At 41.0% G+C, this 21,844-nt stretch carries 16 protein-coding genes and 1 pseudogene; 6 read left to right on the forward strand and 11 right to left on the reverse strand.

The features are described from left to right. Nucleotides 1–4 precede the first annotated feature (4 nt). The 3 genes from zipA to AN390_RS04575 all read right to left on the reverse strand — a co-directional run bounded on the left by zipA (nt 5) and on the right by AN390_RS04575 (nt 5,026). On the reverse strand, nt 5–760 hold the full coding sequence (gene zipA / locus AN390_RS04565; RefSeq protein ID WP_004588864.1) for a cell division protein ZipA: 756 nt from the start codon (nt 758–760) through the stop codon (nt 5–7). A 71-nt stretch (nt 761–831) separates the two neighbouring features. Further along, a complete protein-coding gene (locus AN390_RS04570; RefSeq protein WP_055253074.1) occupies nt 832–4,227 on the reverse strand; it encodes a chromosome segregation SMC family protein in 3,396 nt (1,131 codons plus the stop codon). Between the two features lie 67 nt (nt 4,228–4,294). Then, a complete protein-coding gene (locus AN390_RS04575) occupies nt 4,295–5,026 on the reverse strand; it encodes an RNA methyltransferase (protein ID WP_055253075.1) in 732 nt (243 codons plus the stop codon). Between the two features lie 162 nt (nt 5,027–5,188). Between AN390_RS04575 and AN390_RS04580 the strand changes: the two genes are divergently transcribed. The 3 genes and pseudogenes from AN390_RS04580 (at nt 5,189) to AN390_RS04590 (ending at nt 7,709) form a co-directional block, all read left to right on the forward strand. Then, a complete protein-coding gene (locus AN390_RS04580; protein WP_055253194.1) occupies nt 5,189–6,298 on the forward strand; it encodes a YjgN family protein in 1,110 nt (369 codons plus the stop codon). Between the two features lie 9 nt (nt 6,299–6,307). Next, nucleotides 6,308–7,330 carry a M48 family metallopeptidase gene (locus AN390_RS04585; RefSeq protein ID WP_029772728.1) on the forward strand — a complete coding sequence of 341 codons (1,023 nt, stop codon included), beginning with the start codon at nt 6,308–6,310 and terminating at the stop codon, nt 7,328–7,330. Then, nucleotides 7,317–7,709 (forward strand): annotated as a pseudogene (locus tag AN390_RS04590) (DoxX-like family protein). The gene AN390_RS04585 and the pseudogene AN390_RS04590 overlap by 14 nt, the downstream one beginning before the upstream one ends. Nucleotides 7,710–7,762: 53 nt before the next feature. On the opposite strand, the gene speB reads toward AN390_RS04590, so the two are convergent. Beyond that, nucleotides 7,763–8,686, reverse strand: a complete 924-nt coding sequence (gene speB / locus AN390_RS04595; protein WP_055253076.1) for an agmatinase — start codon at nt 8,684–8,686, stop codon at nt 7,763–7,765. 3 nt (nt 8,687–8,689) lie between these two features. Beyond that, nucleotides 8,690–10,603 (reverse strand): biosynthetic arginine decarboxylase, encoded by a 1,914-nt coding sequence (gene speA, locus AN390_RS04600; protein WP_055253077.1) that lies wholly within the window; start codon nt 10,601–10,603, stop codon nt 8,690–8,692. A 251-nt stretch (nt 10,604–10,854) separates the two neighbouring features. On the opposite strand from speA, the gene AN390_RS04605 reads away from it, so the two are divergent. Further along, on the forward strand, nt 10,855–11,718 hold the full coding sequence (locus AN390_RS04605) for an alpha/beta hydrolase (RefSeq protein ID WP_055253078.1): 864 nt from the start codon (nt 10,855–10,857) through the stop codon (nt 11,716–11,718). 2 nt (nt 11,719–11,720) lie between these two features. Beyond that, nucleotides 11,721–12,326 (forward strand): TetR/AcrR family transcriptional regulator, encoded by a 606-nt coding sequence (locus tag AN390_RS04610; protein ID WP_029772734.1) that lies wholly within the window; start codon nt 11,721–11,723, stop codon nt 12,324–12,326. A gap of 43 nt (nt 12,327–12,369) precedes the next feature. Here the strand turns inward: AN390_RS04610 and AN390_RS04615 are convergent, their stop codons facing one another. From AN390_RS04615 to AN390_RS04635, 4 genes are all read right to left on the reverse strand, one after another. After that, complete coding sequence (locus AN390_RS04615; RefSeq protein WP_055253079.1) at nt 12,370–12,702, reverse strand: YnfA family protein; 333 nt, start codon at nt 12,700–12,702, stop codon at nt 12,370–12,372. Between the two features lie 119 nt (nt 12,703–12,821). Further along, complete coding sequence (locus tag AN390_RS04620; protein WP_055253080.1) at nt 12,822–13,691, reverse strand: MYG1 family protein; 870 nt, start codon at nt 13,689–13,691, stop codon at nt 12,822–12,824. A 268-nt stretch (nt 13,692–13,959) separates the two neighbouring features. Next, entirely contained in the window at nt 13,960–14,430 is a 471-nt protein-coding gene (locus AN390_RS04630; protein ID WP_055253082.1) for a GNAT family N-acetyltransferase, read from the reverse strand. Nucleotides 14,431–14,588: 158 nt separating this feature from the next. Beyond that, complete coding sequence (locus AN390_RS04635; protein ID WP_055253083.1) at nt 14,589–16,853, reverse strand: EAL domain-containing protein; 2,265 nt, start codon at nt 16,851–16,853, stop codon at nt 14,589–14,591. 386 nt (nt 16,854–17,239) lie between these two features. Between AN390_RS04635 and cysZ the strand changes: the two genes are divergently transcribed. Continuing rightward, a complete protein-coding gene (gene cysZ / locus AN390_RS04640) occupies nt 17,240–17,953 on the forward strand; it encodes a sulfate transporter CysZ (RefSeq protein WP_004588849.1) in 714 nt (237 codons plus the stop codon). Nucleotides 17,954–17,993: 40 nt separating this feature from the next. On the opposite strand, the gene AN390_RS04645 is transcribed toward cysZ, so the two are convergent. Further along, a complete protein-coding gene (locus AN390_RS04645; protein WP_055253084.1) occupies nt 17,994–18,524 on the reverse strand; it encodes a hypothetical protein in 531 nt (176 codons plus the stop codon). After that, nucleotides 18,525–21,839 carry a PKD domain-containing protein gene (locus AN390_RS19580; RefSeq protein ID WP_095206727.1) on the reverse strand — a complete coding sequence of 1,105 codons (3,315 nt, stop codon included), beginning with the start codon at nt 21,837–21,839 and terminating at the stop codon, nt 18,525–18,527. Nucleotides 21,840–21,844: the final 5 nt, after the last annotated feature.

Here is a 21,844-nt window from a genome sequence, read left to right on the forward strand (position 1 = left end):
TAAATTACGCAGAAAATGCACGAACCTGCTCAACATATTGACGAACGCGCTCAACGGTCATTTCTTCACGCTCGGCATCTAAAATTTGTGCACCAAATTCATCGGCAATTTTCTTAGCTGCGCTATGTAACATATTAAAAGCAGCTAGCCCGTCGCCTTCACAAGGTAGAGTCATAAATAAGCTAACCCCTGCGGTGCTAAACTGTTCCATATTATCAATATCAAACGTACCTGGGTTATACATATTTACTAATCTAAATAACACTGGACCTTGCCCTGCAGGGTCTATGTGGCGATTAAAAAAGCCTTCTTCTGAATATTTAAATCCTAAGGTATTTACTGCAGGCAATAACTTACTGCCTTGCATGCTTAGTCCCTCAGGCATTTGAATATGCACAATAACAAAGTCAGACACATCTGCTGGCGCTTCTTTTTCGCTCTCTGGCTCTGGTTCTAGCTCTGGCTCTTGAACTACTTGCAGGTCGTCTTCAATGGGTGTTTGCGCCACGCTAGTATCTATTTGCGGCTCGTTTGCATCAAAGTTTAGCTCACCAAATTGCGGCTCATCTCGCTGGGCAACAACCGGCTCTTTAGGTTCAACTGGTGTATGCGAAGGTGTATCTTGCATTGGTTCAACCCGCTCTGAAGGCGCTACCTCTGGGCTGTCTTTTTTTCTAACTGACCATAAACCATGTACTAATAAGCCACCTATGACAAGTACACTGATCACAATTAAAACCAATCTTAGTTCTTCGGCCATCCCCTCACCTTTTATTATTTGTTATGCCTAAACCCGTGTATTAATTAACACTAATACGCTTAAATAAACTGTTATGTATGTGCAAGTTGCACTGCTTGTTCTATATCTACTGCTACCATGCGTGATACGCCTGGCTCTGCCATGGTAACGCCAGTTAAACGCCCTGCCATTTCCATCGCAATTTTATTATGACTAATATAAATAAACTGCACCGATTGTGACATTTCTTCAACCAAACGGCAAAAACGTACCACGTTAGCATCATCAAGCGGCGCATCTACTTCATCCAGCATACAGAATGGAGCTGGATTGAGCCTGAATATAGAAAACACCAATGATAATGCGCTCAGCGCTTTTTCTCCACCACTTAACAGATGAATTGTCGAATTTTTCTTACCTGGTGGCTGTGCCATTATACTAACACCACTTTCGAGTAAATCGTCACTGGTTAATTCTAAATACGCGCTACCACCACCAAATACTTTTGGAAATAGCTCGGCAAAGTCGTTGTTCACTTGATCGAAGGTAGCTTTAAAGCGTGTTTTGGTTTCGCTGTCAATTTTACGAATCGCCCCTTCAAGCGTATTTAGCGCTTTGGTTAAATCCTCAAGTTGATTATTCAGATAATCACTGCGCTCTTTAGCGTGTTCAAACTCATCTATTGCGGCTAAATTAACTGGACCTAGCTTATCTAATTGATGCACAAGCCCACTGATCTGATTTTGCGCTGCATTTAAACTCAGTGAATCAGGTAGTGTATCTAAAACACTTTTTAAACTTTGCTTTAATTCTTCAAGCGGCTCAAGTGCTGCCTGCGCTTTTATAATTAGGCTTTGCTCTTCAATACTTAGCTTTTGATGTTGTTCTTGCAAACCTGTCAGCTCACCTTGAGAGTGCTTAAGGCTGGCTTGTTTACTTATAAGTGTTTGCTTTGCCTCGTTAAGCTTTTTTTGTAACGCAACCAAGCTAGCTTCGCCCTGCTGATGTTTTATTAAAAGCTGTGCTATTTGCTCAGTGAGCTCTTGCTCGGGTATAAGCAACGCTTCCATTTGCGCTTGCAGCTCTTTTGCTTCTTCTTGCGCACTCATGAGTTCTTGCTCAGCATGATTAAGCTTTGTTTGACTAAGCTGCCACTCACTGTGTGCTTTTTGCTCTTTTAACGTGGCCTGATGCGCTTGTGTTTTATATTGCTCAAGTGTAGCTGCAGCTTGGCTGTATGCAGTATTACTGCGTGTGCAAGCGGCGTCGGCGCTTGCCAGTTCGTCAGCTAAATTACGTTGCTGTTGATGTAACACTTCAAGCGCACTGTTGTGCTCATCGCGCGTTTTTAAAAATTGTGATTGCTCAGTGGTTAATGCACGCTTTTGTTGCTGGTACTTTTCTAGTTGCTGTAAAAATTGTGCTACTTGCTCTTTTAGCATGTCGCTGCGCGTAGTGGCCACGGCAATGTTTTGTGCTAATTGATGAATTGCGTTTTTAAGTACCGCTAACTCATCACTCAGCTTTTGCTGCTGTGTTTTTAGCGCATTAAGATTCTCAAAATCCCTTGCGAGGGTATTTTCGGCCTCTACTAAGCTCGCTGTTTTTTGCTTTAACTGTGTGTGTTTTAAAAGTTGTGAGTTTTCGGCGTTTTTGTCTGCGCTACGGTGCCAGTTTCGAGCATGTAAAGCACCGCTTTTATCCATAACCGCAATATAAAACGTATCATTTAACGCAGCGAGTTCGGCGTTTTCGCTGTACGCAATACGGGTCAATAAATCTGGGTAAACACCCTCGGTAATCAACGCCGCAACGCTATTGACTGGTATTTCACTCTTATGCGGCCACACACTATTGTTGCTTTGCACATCAGCTACGTTTAGGTGCTCAAGCGTTTGCAGTGCCTGTTCAACTATATGTTCAAACCCTGGTTTTACCTGTAATTGATTAAATAAAGTGTGCTGCTTATTGTCATCTTCAATCCCTAAACTGCTTTTAAGCCCAGCAATGCGAGCTTTTAGCTCATTAACGTGCTGTAAGCTTTGCTGATGTTGCTGCTCAGCGTCATTTACTAAATCGGTTTGCTCTTTAAGCGCTGCGGTGCAGTGTGTTTGCGCCGTTTGCTTACTGGCAAGCTCTTGAGTTAGGATTTGTTTGTATTTTTGTTGCTCGGCTAGTTGCTGCTCTAATTGGCTACTTTTAATATCGTCAATTTGGCTATTTAGTTGGCTTAGCTGTGCGTTTACATGGGCTAAGGCTTGCTCTGTTTGCTTAACACTACTTTGCTGCGCCTGTACTTTATTATTAAGCGCGTGCTGTTGTTGATTAAGGCTTTGCCATGCGGCTGTGTGCTTATTTTTTTCATCAGCTAAATCTGCAAGTGTAAGGGTAAGCTCTTCAACTTGTTCGCTGCACTCTAAACTGTACTCGCTTATCTCTTGGTGGCTCACTGCTAACTGCTCACACACATTTTGCTGCTGTGTTTTTAGCGCTTCACTTTGCAGCTTTCGCTGCTCAAGCTTAACCACACTTTGTTTAAGTGTTTGCGTTTGCTGTTTAATATTAATGTGTTGTTGTTCGGCGCGGGTCAACTCTGTGTGGGTAACATGTTGCTGGTGCTGCGCATCGTTAACCGCATCTTGCTCTGCATTTACTTGAGCCTCTAGGCTTGCAAGCACATCGTCGTGGCCTGAGTGAGCCGTTTTAAAAAAGGCGATTTGCTCATTAAGCTTTTTGATTTGCTCACTTTTTTCAAGCTGTTGTTGATGCAGCTTTTGCCATTTTAATACAGCTACTTGGCCTTTTAAGGTACGCTCTTGCGCTTTTAAATCGCGGTATTTTTTCGCATCAACCGACTGCACAGCCAGTTTATCTAGTTGCGCTTGTAACTCTTTACGCACATCAAGTAAACGCTCAAGGTTTTCGCGGGTACTTTTAATTCGGGTTTGCGTTTCGCGGCGGCGTTCTTTGTATTTAGACACACCCGCGGCTTCTTCTAAAAATACTCGCAGCTCTTGAGGTTTGCTCTCGATTAAACGCGAGATCATCCCTTGCTCTATAATTGCGTAACTACGCGGGCCAAGCCCGGTGCCTAAAAATATATCGGTAATATCGCGCTTACGACATTTGCTCCCATTTAAAAAGTACAACGATTGGCCATCGCGTGTAACTAAACGCTTAATCGCTATTTGGTTTCTGTCGGCAAATGTATTAGGTAAATCACCTTGGGTATTATCAAAAATAAGCTCTACTGAAGCTTGCGAGATGGGTTTACGATTAGTTGAGCCATTAAAAATAACATCGGTCATGGCATCGCCACGTAAGTTTTTAGCTGAGCTTTCACCAAGCACCCATCGCACAGCGTCAATCACGTTTGATTTGCCACAGCCGTTAGGCCCAACAACACACGTCATTTGATCAGGAAATGGAATTTTAGTGGGCTCTACAAACGATTTAAAGCCCGCTAATTTAATAGTGCTTAAGCGCATCTTATTGTTATTACCGATTATTATTGTTATTACTTACAAACAATTTAACTCATAAACAGTTAAAAAGTTAAGCTTGGCGTTTAAAGTTATCTAAAATAATACCTGTGGCCATTGCCACATTAAGTGACTCTGCCTCACCAAAAGCCGGTATGGTTATTTTGTCGCTTACTAATTTTGCACACTGCTCGCGTATGCCATGCGACTCACTGCCCATAAGCAATACACCCTTTGCGCTAAAATCAGTTGTATGTACGCTTTGCCCATCTAAAAATGCCCCATAAATAGGCATATTTAATGTTTGTAAGTATTCAGGTAGCTCTACTTGGCTTACCGACACTCTGACAAACGAACCCATGGTAGCGCTAATTGTTTTAGGGTTGTAAGCATCGGCGCTGTCGGTACTTGTTACTATATGTTTAATGCCATACCAATCAGCAACTCTGATAATAGTGCCTAAATTGCCCGGATCAGAAACCCCATCAAGCGCCAATATTAAGCCGGTATTATTAGGTAAATCAGCCTTTGGCATATCAACCACTGCAATGGCCGCGTTATTACTTACTAAGGTACTGGCTTTAGTCAGCGACTCTTCTTCTGCTGGCGTAAAATCTACATGTGGAAACTGGTTTTGGTGAGTGTTTATAAACGCCTGTGTTGCAAATATATCAACCGCCTTTAATGGGCTGTTTAACAACTCAAGTACGTTTTTTTCACCTTGTACAAGGTATTGATTATATTGCTTTCGGTACTTTTTTTGGCCAAGTTGGCGAATAAGCTTGAGTTGGTTTTTTGAAATCATAACAGCCCCATAAAATTATCGCCCTAGTATACCAGAGATGATTTAAAGTGCAGCACCACATATATTAAAAGCAGCGCCATTGTAGGCTGTAAGGCTATTAAAGATTGAGCTTTGCACCAAATTTAGGTAAATTAACAAAAAAACAACATGGATATAATTTTAATGGAATCAATACACCCTACTCCCCCAGAAACCACCCCTGCAGTAAGTGAACCTGCTACCCCTATTTTTAGTGGAAAAGTACAATTTAGCGGCAAAGGCGGTGAGTTTTTTGGTATTTGGATAGTCAATATTTTACTGAGCGTACTTACTTTAGGTATTTACTCGGCTTGGGCAAAAGTGCGCACAATGCGATACTTTTATGGCCACACCCGCATTGACGGACACAGCTTTGACTACTTAGCCACCCCGATGCAAATTTTAAAAGGCCGTATTTTAGCGGTTATTGTATTTTTAATTTACTCCTTTGGTAGCAGCTTTTTTCCTCTTGTAGGTTTACTATTTGCGGTTGCTTTTATCTTTTTAATGCCGTGGATTATTAACCAAGGCCTGCGCTTTAATATGCGTATGACCCGTCATCGAAATGTACGCTTTGCATTTAAAGGCGATTACGGCGAAGCCTTCATTAACTTTATTCTTTTACCTATTGCCAGTATTTTTACCCTTTATTTATTAATGCCGTATGTTTTAAAACGTATCGACACGTACATACATAGCAATATTAGCTACGGTGACACGCCATTAACCGTAAACCTTAAAGGTGAAACCTACTACTTAACCGCCCTTATTTGCTTTGTGGTGAGCTCTATCACTATGGTGATATTTATGGCTGTATTAGGCTTATTTGGGCTTGATTTAATGAATGTAGAAAACCAACAAGCTGCACAAGATCCAGCCAAAATGGGCATTATGTTTGGTGGATTAATGATTGCTTACGTATTTATGATTGCGATAGTAACCGCTGTGTGGGCTGCGGCTATTCGTAACCATATTTTTGATAACAGTCAATTTGAAGACGTAGCATCATTTAAATCAGAGCTTAAGCCTATTCCTTTTGCCATATTACTATTAACCAATATGCTGGCAATCGTGTTTTCTTTAGGGCTTGCCTACCCGTGGACCAAAGTGCGTACATCGAGAATGCTTGCCGAGGTTACAACCGTTAATATTTACCCTAGTGCGCTAAATTTAGTGGATACCGCGCAACAAGAGCAGTCATCGTTTGCTGAAGAAGCAGCCAATGTATTTGATATTGACCTATCGCTAACCTAAGAGCTTATTATGCACGTACAGGGACATTACTTCCCCAAGGCATCAAGCAATTACCAGCAAGGTGTCGCTAGCATTAGCGACACCTGTGTTGAGATTAGCTACGATGACCAGCTTATTTCAAGCCATGCAATAAGCGATATAACTCTCACCTCTGGCCTAGCTGGGCTTGCTGATGAACTAAATTTTAATGATGGCAGCCGCTTTATTCCTACTGATGTAAATTATCGCTGGCCTTTTAAAGCAAATAAGCATGACCTACTAGAGCGCCTTGAAAAAAGTAAATGGGCTATTATCGCGGCCGTTATTTTTACACCGCTTTTTATGTGGTTAATGCTTTATAAAGTTGTGCCCGCTATTGCTGTTTACAGTGTTGATACTCTGCCGCGAAGTGTAGTAGAGCAAATGGGTGAACAAAGCTTTACCCTAATTGAAAAGCTCGCGCTTGATGACAGTGAGCTGCCTAATGAGCAACAAACTAAAGTACAACAACACTTTAATACCATGCTTAATGCGCTCTCGCTTGAGCCATCGGTTTATAGGTTATCGTTTTATAAATCAGAGGCCTTTGGAGCGAATGCGTTTGCAATGCCCCACGGGCGTATTGTCGTAACCGATGAGTTAGCAAATTTATTAGCCGATAAACCCAACGCACTAAAAGCCGTATTACTTCACGAAATTGGCCACGTAGTCCACCAGCATAGCGTACGCATGACTGCTCAATCGGCAGCCAGTACCATTGTACTTGCAGTTATATTTGGCGATTTAGAAGGCATAGCAGAAGTGGTACTTGGTACGGGGGCATCTTTTGCACAGCAAGGGTTTTCTCGTGATATGGAGCGCGAGGCAGATAGCTATGCACTCATTCAACTTGAGCATTTAGGGTATTCAAGCAACGACTTTGCCGATGCCATTGAAGCATTACAAGGCGCGCACACCAGCGAAAACGAACACCTTGAAAAGGTAAATAATTTGCTCGAATATTTATCTAGCCACCCAAGCGCACAAGAGCGAATAGACAATGCGAGGAAATAACCCCGGTTATATACAAATTGCTCGCTATATTGTGGGGCTGAGTTGGATATTCACGGCTTTTTTCCAAAGCTTTATCATATTGCCCCGCTTGAAAAACTAATGACTGGTAGTGCGGGTTTTTCAGCAGAAGTGTCTGACTTAATTACACGTTCTGCGGGGATTGGCGAAATTATATTTGGAGTGTGCTTATTAGTGTTTTATAAAAATAAGCACATCGTTATTTTAAATATTTTAGCGCTTGTAGGGCTTTTGTTAGCGGTTGTAGTAATGCAGCCACAATTACTCATTGAAGCATTTAACCCAGTAACCACTAACCTGCCGCTGATTGGGTTAAGTTTTATTTGGTTAAAAGAAATTACTAAATAATCGGTATCTTTAAAATAAAAAAGGTATGCCTGCGCATACCTTTTTTGTAGTGCTTAACTTATAGCGTTAATACTTATTTTTATGTGTCCACAGGTGTAATAATTCACTGGCAATTGTTGCTGCGGCAATAGCGGTAAGCTCGCTTTGGTCGTACGACGGTGAAACCTCTACCACATCCATACCCACCATATTTATGCCTTTGAGTGCGCGCAGTATTTTAAGCACTTTATCAGATGTTAAACCACCGCATACAGGTGTGCCTGTACCTGGTGCAAATGCTGGGTCTAAACAATCTATATCAAACGTTAAGTAAACGGGTAAGTCGCCTAATCGCTCACGTATTTGCGCTGCTATTTCATTAGCATGTAAATCGTTAGCTTGCATTGCATCAATCACTGCAAACTCATGTTTGCTTTGATCAAAGTCGGTACGAATACCAATTTGGATACTGTGCTCTACATCAATCAGCCCTTCCATGGGTGCATGATAAAACATAGTGCCGTGATCAAAGCGCGAGCCATTGCTGTATGTATCAGTGTGCGCATCAAAGTGAACCAGTGCCATTTTGCCATGTATCTTTGCATGCGCGCGCAATAGCGGAAGCGTTACAAAGTGATCGCCACCAAGGCCTAACAGCGTTGCCCCTTGGCGAAGTATTTGCTCTGCAGCCATTTCTAGCTGTGCCGTAAAATACTCAGGATCGCCTACCGGATAAGTAAAGTCCCCTGCATCTGCAACCGTTAAACGCTCAAACAAAGGAAATGTCCACGGGTATTTAGTGTCTTCCCAGGCTAAATGTACCGACGCACGGCGTATGGCATCGGGCCCTAAGCGAGCACCGGGGCGGCCCGATGTTGCTAAATCAAAGGGTAAGCCTAGTACAACGACATCTGCATCAATGGCATTAATGTTTTGCACCATAGGACGACGTAAAAACGTCATCCCGTTTGAATACAATGAGTGGTCAACATGACCAAACAAGCTAGACATTGCTTATAACTCTTCTAAATAAGTGTAGCCATTCAGGCCGCTTTGCAACTCGTCTAAAACGCTTTGCTGTTCATTTTTATCTATTTTTGCAGACACTAACTGCGCGTACGAATGTTGAAAGCTCTCAACATCTAAATGTACATAGCGCATCATATCGGCTACCGTATCACCTTGGTTTATCTCACTAATACTGGCAACGCCTTGCTCATCCATATTGATAATAGCGCTGTGCGTATCGCCAAATAAATTGTGCATATCACCTAAAATTTCTTGGTACGCACCCACTAAGAAAAAGCCCATTAAGTAAGGCTTATCTGCACTGTACTCAGGCACGGGTAATGTGCTTTCAATGCCTTGGCCATCAACATAGTGCTCAAGCGCGCCGTCTGAATCACAGGTAATATCAAGTAATACAGCACGTTTTTTTGGTGCTTCGGTTAAACCACTTAATGGCAATACCGGAAACACTTGATCAATCCCCCACGCATCAGGAAGCGATTGAAAAAGCGAAAAGTTTACAAAAAACTTATCAGCTAAACGTGCGTTCAACTCGTCAATAATTGGGCGATGGAAACGGTTTTTGTTATCCATGTGTTTGTTAAGCTCATAACAAATACGTAAGTTAACTTGCTCTGCCCACGCACGCTGCGTTAAATCTAAAAGCCCAAGTGCAAACTGGTTATGCGCCTCCGCTAAATCCCCTTGGCTGTCGTGGTAAATTTCAATCAGTGCGCGATCATCCGTTAAATCGGTTAACTGCACAAACGATGCCCACATATTATTTAATAAAAGCGGTGCATCTGCTGCTGGCGCTACTAACTCTTCTGGCGTGTAGCTTTCTGTGCCTATAACATTTGATATAAGCACCGCATGGTGCGCCGTTAGTGCACGCCCCGACTCAGAAATAATCGTCGGCATGGGCTGCGCGTACTGCTTACAGGTATCGCCTATGGTGTACACAATATTATTTGCATACTCAGCTAAGCTGTAGTTCATTGAGTTATGCGATTGGCTGCGGGTACCATCGTAATCAATAGCTAAACCGCCCCCTACATCTAAGCACTCAATGTTTGCACCTAATTTGCGTAGCTCACAGTAAAAACGCGCGGCCTCACTTACACCTAAACGCACATCACGAATGTTTGCCATTTGCGAGCCTAAGTGAAAATGCACAAGTTGCATTAAATCAAGTTGGCCTGCCTCTTTTAAACGATTCACTACATGCAAAACTTGCGACGCTGATAAACCAAATTTTGATTTTTCGCCGCCACTTGCTTGCCACTTACCTTTGCCTTGCGATGCTAAACGAACGCGAATACCAATACGTGGTTTAACATTTAGCGCTTTTGCTTGGCTAAGTACCATGTCGAGCTCAGAAAGTTTTTCAAGCACTATGTATACTTTGTGGCCTAGCCTTTCGCCAATCAGTGCTAAGCGCACATACTCTTTGTCTTTGTAGCCATTACATACAATTACTGCACTGGTTTTTTCTGCCATTGCCAAAACAGTTAATAGCTCTGGTTTGCTGCCCGCCTCAAGGCCTAATTGTTTTTTTTCTAATTCGGCTTGGCTTGCTACTATTTCTTCAACCACTTCGCGTTGTTGGTTTACTTTAATTGGGTAAACTAATAAGTAGTCTTTTGGGTAACCATAGTTTTCAATCGCGGTATTAAACGCGCCACATAAACTGTGCACACGATGATGTAAAATTTGTGGAAAGCGCACTAAAGCCGGTAAGCTTAAGCCTTTTTCTTCTAGCTGCTTTGCGATATCTGTAAGTGCAATAGTTTGCTCTGGGGCGTGAGCCTTTGGCGCAACATACACATCACCTTGATCATTAATTCCAAAAAAACCTTGGCTCCAATGACGAACATTGTAACTCGTGCGAGCTTGTTCTAGTGATGTTGTCTCTTTCATTTATCTTTCTCTTGTATTTTATGAATGCCGGTTCGGCTAGTTGCGCGCATTAAAAGAAAAATAGACTTTTAAGTCCAACAAGTATTTTTACTCGTAACGAGTGATTTTTAGTGTTGAGAGAAAAAACCCCTACACCTTAGCTTTTACAGCTAACCGCCTTTAGTAAAGCAAGCTGGTTATGCGGCTAAAAAATAAGTACAGCTGTACTTTTTTAAGATAAAATAGAACAACTGTACTTATTTGGTATAAACATGAAACAAATTTATTTTAATCAAAACAAGCCACCTAAATTTTCTAAAATAACAAAGGCTGCCACTTTTGGTCTGACCAAAACATTTCCTAAACTCAGTGCCCGCCTTGCCATGAAGGTATTTTGTAATCCGCATAGCCGACGCCAATACGAATTTAGAACATGTATACAGCCAATTAATATTAAACTTACAACCGAGCTTGGCGCTGTAAACCTGTACTATTTTAGCCAAGCCGAAAACGCTAAAACGGTATTTTTATCTCATGGCTGGGCCGATAGCACTAATCGGTTTACTGCTTTAATAGATGAATTGCTTGAAAAAGGCTTTAATGTTTACTCAATTGATCACATAGGCCATGGCTATTCGCACGGCAATACCTCGCACTTATACGGGTATATGCAGGGGCTAACAGCGGCTTTTGAGTACTTTAATGGGCAAAATATTACAATTAATAGAGTCGTTACACACTCTATGGGCGGTGTTGCTTTGTTAAACTTAGCGCCTCATTATTTAGAGAATAAAAAAATTGTGATGATCTCTGCCCCTGCACAAATATTTGAAGCCATGTTTGCTAAGGTCAGGCAAGTGGGTATTTCTGAGCTCATGCTAGAAAATATGCTTAATAGGGTGTCGGATAAATATGGTATTAGCTGGCAAAACCTTCACCCTGATCATTCTAAAAATAAAATTAACGAAAACATCCTGTTTATTCATGATAAAAATGACTCAGTGGCAAGCTTTGAGGCAATAAAATTATTAACTGAGAACACACCCGCAACACTTGTCGCCACACAAGAGCTGGGACACGTGCGCATTTTAAAAAGCCAATACGTGTACGACCAAATAACACGCTTTATGGATTAACGATGAAAAAAAGTGAGAGCACAAAACGCAATATTTTGCACAAAGGAATGGCCTATGCGGCTGCACATGGTTTATATAGCTTGTCGATAGGAAAAATAGCGGCAGTGACTAACATGTCGCGTACTGGGGTGATCTCACACTTTGCCAATAAAGAAGATATGCAAGTGGCTATTTTGGCCTACACCGAAGAAGAGTTTAGAAAACAGGTTGTTGATATATCTGCTGATGAAGATGCGTTAATTCATTTAAATAATTTTCAGCAACGCTGGCTTGAGTGGCTCAATTTTTTAGATACGGTATCGCCTGGTAAGCAGGCAAGTTGCCCGCTCATTAAAGCGTCGGTAGAGTTTAAAGCAAGCCCCAACTGTTTGGTAAGGCAGTTTATGCAAGACCAACACTTAAAAATGATTAACTACCTCACTAAACTTGCAGTTAACTGCCAAGCACAAGGCTACTTTAGCCAAGACAAAGAGCCGAGCATTTTTGCGTATGAGTTTTATGGCTTATATACCGGGCATGTTGTACAAACAAGCTTAATAGATAATCCAGCTTTAACGCTTACTTATAAAAAAGTAGTTGGCAATTTAATTGCGCGATATATGCGTTAACAGTGGCCTGTAAGGCGTTTTCCGCCTTAATAGGGCTTAATTTTTAAGCGCTTTTAGGTGCAAAAATAATAATAGCCATGCCCAGTAAGGCAACCGCCCCGCCCACTACATCCCACATTGTAAGCTTTACGCCATCAACTGCCCATAACCACAGTAAAGCCACGCATATGTACACACCGCCATACGCGGCATACACCCGTCCAGCGGCTGCGGGGTGTAACGTTAGCAACCATGCGAATAGCGCTAAACTGAATGCTGCAGGTATTAAAAGGAATATGGATTTATCTTCTTTAAGCCAAAGATAAGGTAAGTAACAGCCAATAATTTCTGCTAGTGCGGTAATAATAAATAGCGCGATAGTTTTTACTTCAAACATAAAACCTCACGTGATTTAAATAACGAGAGCATAATAAAGCTAAGTAACTGCAAACTAGTTACTTAGCTAAATAGTACTAATTTGGGTAAAAAATTTTTACCCATATTTAAGTAAAAAGGTTACTCAGCTAGGGCCGCGTCGGCCAGCTTCATTGTACTTTCGAACGATTTAGTACCGGCTATAAATAAGCCATTGTGGCAAAATACAGCGTCGTCTAAGCCTGTTTCAGCTTGAAACTCTTCATCAGATAAACCAGCCCACGCTTTAGGCAGTGACTTTCTGTCTTCAAACGAACCAGGCTCTACTGGTACAGTTTGAATAATCCATTGGTCGTTTTGCGAAGGGTAAACCATAAATAAAGCGTCGCTTGATAAATGGTGTACTGTTTTTTTCCATGGTGTGTATTTTTCTAAAATAATCACGCGGGGATCTTTTGCCTCTTCTATTGCTTTTGCAACAATATCTTTGGCGTTAATGCTTCCTTTTGCTGAGGCAATAAAACGGGTTAATAAACGCGCTGCAAACTCAACGGCTTCATCAAAGCATTCATCAAAGTTGCCTTCCTCTTCCCATGTTGGATTAAACATAGAAAGCGTTTGGCTAAGCGTTATGCCCTCAACCACACCTTTAACGTAGCCACAATCTATGGCATCAATTGTAGAGACTAAACCAGCGTCAACTCTATCAGCCACCGCTTGGTTATTATCACACAGCGCTAAACCATACTTTTTCCAAATTAAGCCAAATGACGAGTATGGCGTGCCATTTTCGCGCTCGCCTGCGCCGCCGCGTTGGTGGTGATCAAAGCGTCCTGTGTCAGGGTTGTATTCGCCACCTACATCAACAACAATATCGGCACTTTCTATTACTGCTTTATCGCGGGTTCGTACCAAGTTAAAGGCAGGCAATACATGCTTAAGTACCGCAATACTAAACACGTCATCGGCATGGAAATTACCACTGTGGGTTACTACTGTTAAATCGCTCATTGGTTTTGGGCTACTTTTAAAAAAGATAAAATTCTCACTTATGAAGTGCTAAATAAAGGTTTATACCCGTTTGCTTAATCAAGTAATTTATTTTGAAGCAAAAAAGCTTGTTTATAGCCAGGTTTTGCCTCTTAAAATCATTAAGTATTACTGTGCACAGGTATTAAATATACGTGGCGAATTTTATACGAAGATAGCAGTGAAAAACAGTGAAGTATTTTTTGCGCCTACAGAGTCAGCTATAGGCACACAGGAGTAAATAGCTTATTTATTCTGGCTCAGGGCTCAGGGCAAGCTCCATAAATACACTTTGTGGGTTATCTTGATACGAGCCAAAGCTTTCACAGCGCGCAAAACCTAAATCTTCATATAAACTAATTGATTCGGTTTGCTTTGGGCCTGTTTCTAATCGGATAAGTGGAATTTTTGTTTCGCCGGCGTAATGCAGTAGGTTTTGCATTATGCGTCTTGAAAAACCTCTACCACGGTAACTTGGTTTTACGTATAAACGCCTTATTTCGCCATATAGCGCGCCGTCATTTTGCTTAACAATAGCGCCACAGGCAATAATGCCATCTTCGTTTTTTAAACCAATTGCATAAACGTTGTCTTTGCTTAATTCTTCTAATTTGAGAGATTGGGCTGTAGCCACGGGGTATAAGGAGTTTATCAGTCTATCTATATCTGCAAACACATTAACTACATCAGGATCCTTAGGGGTTAATTCGACTAACTGCATCTCTTGTCGTCCATTTTATTATTTTGAATCGTTATAGTGACTTCATAATATATACTTAATACGCGTGTTCCTAGTGTTGTTTAAACAAAATGTTTTAATAAGGTAAAAATAGCTTTATTAAAACGTTAGCTTAATTTACAAAAACGACGCACAGCCTGCTAAGCACTTAGGCTTTGCTTTTTTAATTGATGGGCATGCCACTTAATATAATTACTGGCATTCATAGGTTTTGCGACTAAATAGCCTTGTATGCAATCTGCATTGAGCAAGTTTAGTAACTCAAATTGCGCCTCTTGCTCTACACCTTCAGCAACAACGGTAATGTCTAAACTTTTGCCTAGGCTTATAATCGTATTAACAATATTAAAGCCTTTGCCTTTATCTAAAATCTTATCGATAAAGCTTTTATCAATTTTTATTTCCTGTACGGGGAAAGCATTTAAATGAGCTAAACAGGAATACCCTGTACCAAAGTCGTCAATAGAAAACACAAAACCTTGTTCTTGTAGCTCCGTCATTTGCTTTATTGTGCTGTCAATATCGCCCGATAGCATGGTTTCGGTGATCTCAAGTTTAATATGCTGCGGTTTTATGTTGAACTCTTTAATTGTAGAGCAGAGCTCACGGGTAAGCTGCGCAGAATTAAACTGTATATGACTAATATTTATAGATACGCTAAAGTGCTCATCTATCATGTTTTTTTCATTAAGTTGATTAATAAGGCTGCATATATTGCGAAGCACTATGTTTTGCAGTTTTTGAATCAGCCCATATTGCTCTGCAATAGGAATAAACTGATTAGGCGCAATAACCCCTTTATTAGGGTGTATCCACCTTATCAGGGCTTCTGCACCTACTACCTTTCCTTGCATACTAATTTGCGGCTGAAAATACGCACAAAATTCGTTATTAGCGATTGCTCTTACAATATCCGTTTCTAATTCGGCTTGGTTTTCGAGTAAAGTTTGCAGTTTAGGGTCATAAAAGCTGCAGCTATTGCCACCTTTTGCCTTAGAGCGGTACATAGCTGTATCTGCAAATTTTAATATGTTATCGGTGGCTGTGTGCTCTTCGTTAATTAAGCAAATACCTATACTGCAGCTAACTTGAAATGCCAGCTCCCCTATTGCAAACTTATCATTAAACACGCCTTGTACTTTTTTAGCGACTATTTCGGATTCAATACAGGCTTGGTGATTATGCTCGCCAATGTATTCGAGTAAAATAATAAATTCATCACCGCCCACTCTAGCTAAAGTATCAGATGATCGTATTACGCCACCTAAGCGTTTTGCTAATTCTATTAATACTTGATCTCCGGCGCCGTGGCCTAATGAATCATTTATTCTTTTAAAGTTATCAACATCTAAAAACAACAATGCGCCCGTTTTTTTGGTGCGTTTAATACGCTCTACACACTTTGCTAGGCTGTCACTTAGCATTCGTCTATTAGGGAGCCCTGTTAGTGGATCAAAAAACGCAAGCCGTTGAACTTCTTGCTCGGCTTTTTTGCGAAGGGTTACATCTCTTGCCATCCACACTACGTGCTTAAGTTCTGGTTTTTCTGGCTGGTAGTTAGTAAGTGCAGCCGCTCTTCCTTCAAAGGTTATGTGGCCTTTGGGCACGGCTAAATCGTACTCAAATATTTGCATTTCATTGGTGCGAATGGTTTTTTTAATAATCCCCATGATCATGTCGGCATCTTTAACTGGGAACAAGTCTTGCACATTTTGTCCAATTAAATCGGTGGGCGATTCAAGTAATAAGTCACTCGAGGTACCGTAAATATCGGTATAGACGCCCTCTTCGTTCAAAATCAAAATAAGATCGGGCATCACTTGCGTAAATGCTTTAAATTTTTCATTACTTTTTTGCAGATCTGCCACTAGCTGCCTAGCTTTGAGCGACTCTGCGTTTTTTTCTAGTGCTATGCTAGAAAAATGTACAAAATAGTCAATGAGTTCTAAATCTTGCTGTGTAGGTGCTTTAGGGGTGCCGTGGTAAATAGCAAAAGTGCCTAATATTTCATTGGTGGTTGAAATAACCGGGGTTGACCAACAAGAATATAAACCGTACCTGTGCGCTAAATCTTTGTAATCTTCCCACAAGGGCGAAAGGTCAATATTTTGCGCAATAACTCGCTCATTTTTATAGGCCGCGGTGCCACAAGACCCTACATTAGGGCCTATAAACACACCATTAATGGCCTTTAAATATTCATCGTCAATATTTGGGGCAGCACGATGAAATAACTGATTACCTGTTAAAGACAGTATTGAGCATCTTGCAGAGCTGTCTTCAATAACTTGCTCTATAGCTAAACAAATATCTTGTAAAACATCGTCTAAGGCAATGCCTAACGCGATTTTAGATAATATATCCTGCTGGTGAGATAACAATTGTTTTAGTTTTGCAGTATTCATACTTCACCATGCATCTAGGTACTTTTATGTTGCTACGCACTTTAAAAAAGTGCAGTGCATCAACAAATTCCTGCTCTTAGTTCATATATTTAAAATGAGTATAGTTAATAAACTTACAGCGCGAGTTTTATTATTACGATTATGGAAATTGTTTTTTAATAAAATAGGTAAAAAACAACTTTAGTATGCGTTAAGCCTACATTATTTTGCAACAAAAAATAAACATCCATAACAAAAACAATCCAGCCAACACACTCTAAAACTTTTTAAAAATTTTGCAGGTTTAACACTTTGTTACTTAAAAAGGCTGTTCAAAATTATCAGTCTAATTATACTGCATGCAGATATGAGTCTTTTTTGAGGTTACTGTGCAGATCATACAAGGTATGGAATATTTTTTTTCAGGCTTTAAATTAATTAGCCAAAAAGGCCTTAAGCGCTTTGTGCTTATTCCACTTTTACTTAATATTTTATTGTTTGGTAGTTCATTATTCTTTTTATTTGGTTGGTTAAGCGACAGCTTTAATTATATAAACAACATGTTACCTGAGTGGCTAAGCTGGCTTGAATGGTTAATGTGGCCCATTGCCGTGCTTGTGGTGCTATTTAGCTACAGCATGCTATTTACGGTAATAACTAACTTTATTGCGGCCCCTTTTAACGGACTACTCAGCGAAAAAGTAGAGCTTTATTTAACGGGTCAAAAAATAAATGACGACGGTTTTGCTGATTTAGTAAAAGACATTCCACGCATGGTAGGCAGAGAGTGGACAAAGCTTTGCTATTACTTACCCCGCGCTATTGGCTTTTTTATTTTGTTGTGGATTTTACCCGTTATTGGACAAGTGTTATGGGTTTTATTTACATGTTGGATGTATGCTGTGCAATACAAAGATTTTGCCTTCGATAACCATAAAGTAGGCTTTAAACAAATGAAAGACGATTTAAAGTCTAAACAAGGTTTATCTTATGGCTTTGGCTTTGCTGTTATGCTGCTCACTGCAATCCCATTTATTAACCTAATTGTTATGCCCGTTGCTGTGTGTGGCGCTACCCGTTTGTGGGTAGATAATTATCGCTCTAAATACCGAGCGGGCTAAATAACACTACGGCAAATAATAAAAGCACCTTTTGGTGCTTTTATTTTATCTTAAGTGCAGTGTAATTTAGTCTTGCGCGCCTTGGCAGTGCTGCATTTTTTTCATCTTGTAAAGTAAACGCTGTGATCACTATCGAGAATAACTGCTTTTTAAAAGTAATGTTAATGACTTCGCCTATTTTAGTTTTATAAGTGTGTTGCTGATTAAACAATTTAAGTTCACCGTTACCTAATTGCTCAACATACAAATAGGGGGTGTGCAAAGGCAGTTTTAACCTTATAACATTTAAACTGCTTTGCTCCTGTACAGCAATCCACGCCCCATCTTTATAAAGCGTATAAAAACGCGTTATGCCCTCGGGCTGAAGTACAGAGTCGTTTTGTATTAAACACGTGCTACATCCGTTTACTCGCCTTTGCTGCCAATTTACTGGCTTGTTATTATAATAAAGCGCATCAGTTAGTAACCATTCACTACTACTGGCTTTATTAATAGCGCCTTGGCTACAGGCAGCAACTAAACAAATAATAGCTCCTTGTAAAAGTGCAGCTTTTATAAATCGGTAGCTCATTTAGCGCTCTTTAATAGCTTTAATTTGGTTAATTATAGCCTCGCTTGGCGCTGCTTCTTTTATATAGCTAGGCAATGAAGTAGAAACAGCTTGAACACGCTGCTGTTGATACAGCTTATGGCTCATCGTATTTGCCACACCAAATCGGTTACCTGCAGTTTGTGAGTAAAACTGTAAGTTAATCATGCTCCACTCATCGGTATCCGTTAATACAGTAATTTGCGAGTCTTGGTTTGCATCAAAGTTAGTTAATGTATCGCCTAAAATTGCATTACAATTATAATCGACCGCCTCAGAGCCAGGCCTGTTTAATCCTGCGCTTTCATCAATAGCACTTTCATTTATATTTGCAGCGCTGCCGTTTGAATAATCAATGATAAAATCATCCGTTGATCCTGTTTGATTATTAGTATTTGGCACAAGGTCGCAGTTAATGTTGTTGGTATAAAACCGGTCGTAATAACGGTCACCTTCGTTATTACCTATGCTTGCAAGCCCCGTTAATTGATATAGATAATTCATAGAGCTTAAATGATTTGGCTTAAAGTTCACTTCTTCGTCGCCGCCATGATAAAGCCCTAAATTATGTCCCAACTCATGAAAAATAGTAGACGCTTGGTAATTATTCGTCACATTTTGTGATGTTTGATCATCAACCGATAACCCCCATCCGCCCATAGTCAGCATTAGGTCATTACCATTTATTTCAGCAATGCCCGAGCCACTAATGCTGCCATCTTCGTTACCACTGTTTGCCATTAATAAATAATGAAAAATTGGGCGGCGCGTTGTATCGGCATATTCCATTTTATAGGCAAATAAATTAGCAGTACCTTGGTCATATTCAAAGGGCGTGTAGCTGTTAAACGGTACGGTTGTACCGCCTCCTAAATCAAAGTTAGCGGTGGAAATACCCGTGCTTTGGTCAAACAAATCGCCTACATCAAAATGCACTGTGTAGCCGTTACTTGCAAATACGCTTACTACTTTTTCTAATGCTGTACGCTGTGGCGTAATACCTATATCGGTACTGTCCATATAATCAATTTCTATAAATATATCTTTTTGATTTTCCCGTGCGCCCCATTCATATAAAGGCAGCCCGCCAAATGTTGTGCCTTCTTGCTCACTGCAATCAGGGATCCCATCTAAATCTGTATCGGTATCACAGCTAATATCATTTTGCCCTGCCGGCGTATTAAACACTGAGTAAACCCAATCACTTGCTTGATTAGTATCTGTTGCATTAAGCGCACGTTTTAAGCTTGAGCCTTGCTCGGCCTGCATTTGTGGTGCGTTATCGCCTTGCCATTGCGTGGCACTAACCGGTTGCTGGGTAGAATTACCAAATTTAACAAAGTCGATTGTTTGTGTGGCGGCGCTATTTAATAACTCTGCAAAGCCATTTATATACCAGTAAGGACGTAGCGCATCGCTTTGGTTACCCACCAGCACAATTTTAGGGTTATTAAGTGCCGCGCTTGCTAAAAACTCATCACCAAAACGACTTTGCAGTAAAATATAACTGCCGTTTTCTAATACTTTGTTGGGTAATGTAAATACTTGCTCTGCGCTCACTGAGCTATCAAGCATATTAATTGCGCGCGTTTTTAATGAATAGTTTTGTAAATTAACAGCCTCTCCTGTGCCGTTATAAATCTCTACCCAGGGCGTATCATTAGTAAATTGGACCGATATGAGTTCGGTTATTTTTAAATCTTGGGTTGAGGTGGTAAATTCACTCACTTGGCCTGCTGTCGCAGCAGTACCAGAAAAATTAACTAATTGATCATTTACACGCACTTTGTAAAGCGTGTTTTCTGAAAAATCAGCGCTTAAGTTAACGTTTTTAAAATAGTCACTCGTCTCATCAGGCGCACCAGATACGCTCTCTACATTAAGTGCAACGCAGCTTGCAAAATCATCACTTGATACCTGAACACTGCCTTCACAGCTCCCCGCACTACTATTTAAGGTTAACGAACTGCTCAGCATCACATCTGAAAACGTAATGCTAATGGGGGTGTCAACCAATACCGGTTCTTCTGCCCCATTAGGCGTTATTTCTGTCACCGTTGCAGCGCTGGTATCAATAATTGTCGTATTAAGTAAAAAGTTGGTGCTGTCTTCACCATCACTAGCAGTCAGTGTGTAGCTTTTTACAGAAATACTATTTACAGGCGGTGTATAGCTAAAACGCAGCGCTTGGGCATCAATAACACTCACCTGAGCCCCTTCTAGGTCATTTGGAAAAGTAATTTGTACCGTATCGCCATCGGCATCATTTACCGTCAAATTAAACTCAGCACTTAAGTTATATTGCACCTCAACGGTTACATCGTCTGCCACAGGCGGATTGTTAGGCGGCACCACAATCACCGTTTTTTGGGCGCTATTAGTTGCATCGTCGTTATCTCTAACGGTGGCTAAAAAGGTAATATTGGTATTTTGAGCAACCGTTGGGGCATTAAACGTAATGCTGGAGTCGGTTTGCGTAAATTCGACCACGGGGCCGTTTGTTTGCTGCCAGCTTAGCTCGCTAATGGTGCCATCGCTGTCCTGCGCTGTAGCTGTTATTGTCACTGACTCATTTTGCATTGCCTCGTCAGGCCCAGCTAGGGTAACACTAGGTGCGCTATTTAATTGCGTAATAAGTACCGTCGCACTGCTTTGTACAGTGCCCCCGGCATTGTCGGTTACAGTAACACTAAAACCAAGCGTTTCACTTTCACTTACATTTGGGGCGGTAAAGCTTAATTCACCTTCAGTTTGGCTAAATTCGATGGAGGAGCCAGCAGATTGTACCCACACTATGGTGCTAATTGTGCCATCTATGTCTTGTGCATTAGCAATTAAACTCACTTGGGTATTAGCCAGTGCACTGCTTGGGCCTGTAATATTAACTGTGGGAGGGGTGTTTTGAACCGTGATAGTACCAGAAAACACTTGCTCTGTAGTTGCGCCGTCATTATCGGTTACTAGCACCGAAAAACTAAAATCAGTGTCGCTCTCTACACTGGGGGCCGTTGCTGTGAGTATGTTGCCATTGGCAGTAAAGGTAAATTCAGGCCCCGACAGCTGCTGCCATTGATAACTAGACACCTGCCCGTCACTATCGCTTGCCTGAGCCGTAATAGTAAAGGTTTGGTTAGCAACAATAACGCTGCTGCTTACATCAACACTCACAGTAGGGGCGGTATTGCCAGTTGAGCCACTATCGGTGGCGTCACTATCGCTGCCACCGCCGCCGCAACCGGCTATTAAAAGTGATAAAAAAAGTAATCCTAGCCATTTATAAACATTATTTAATACCACTTTTA

Source organism: Pseudoalteromonas sp. P1-11 (assembly GCF_001399995.1).
Lineage (GTDB): Bacteria > Pseudomonadota > Gammaproteobacteria > Enterobacterales > Alteromonadaceae > Pseudoalteromonas > Pseudoalteromonas atlantica.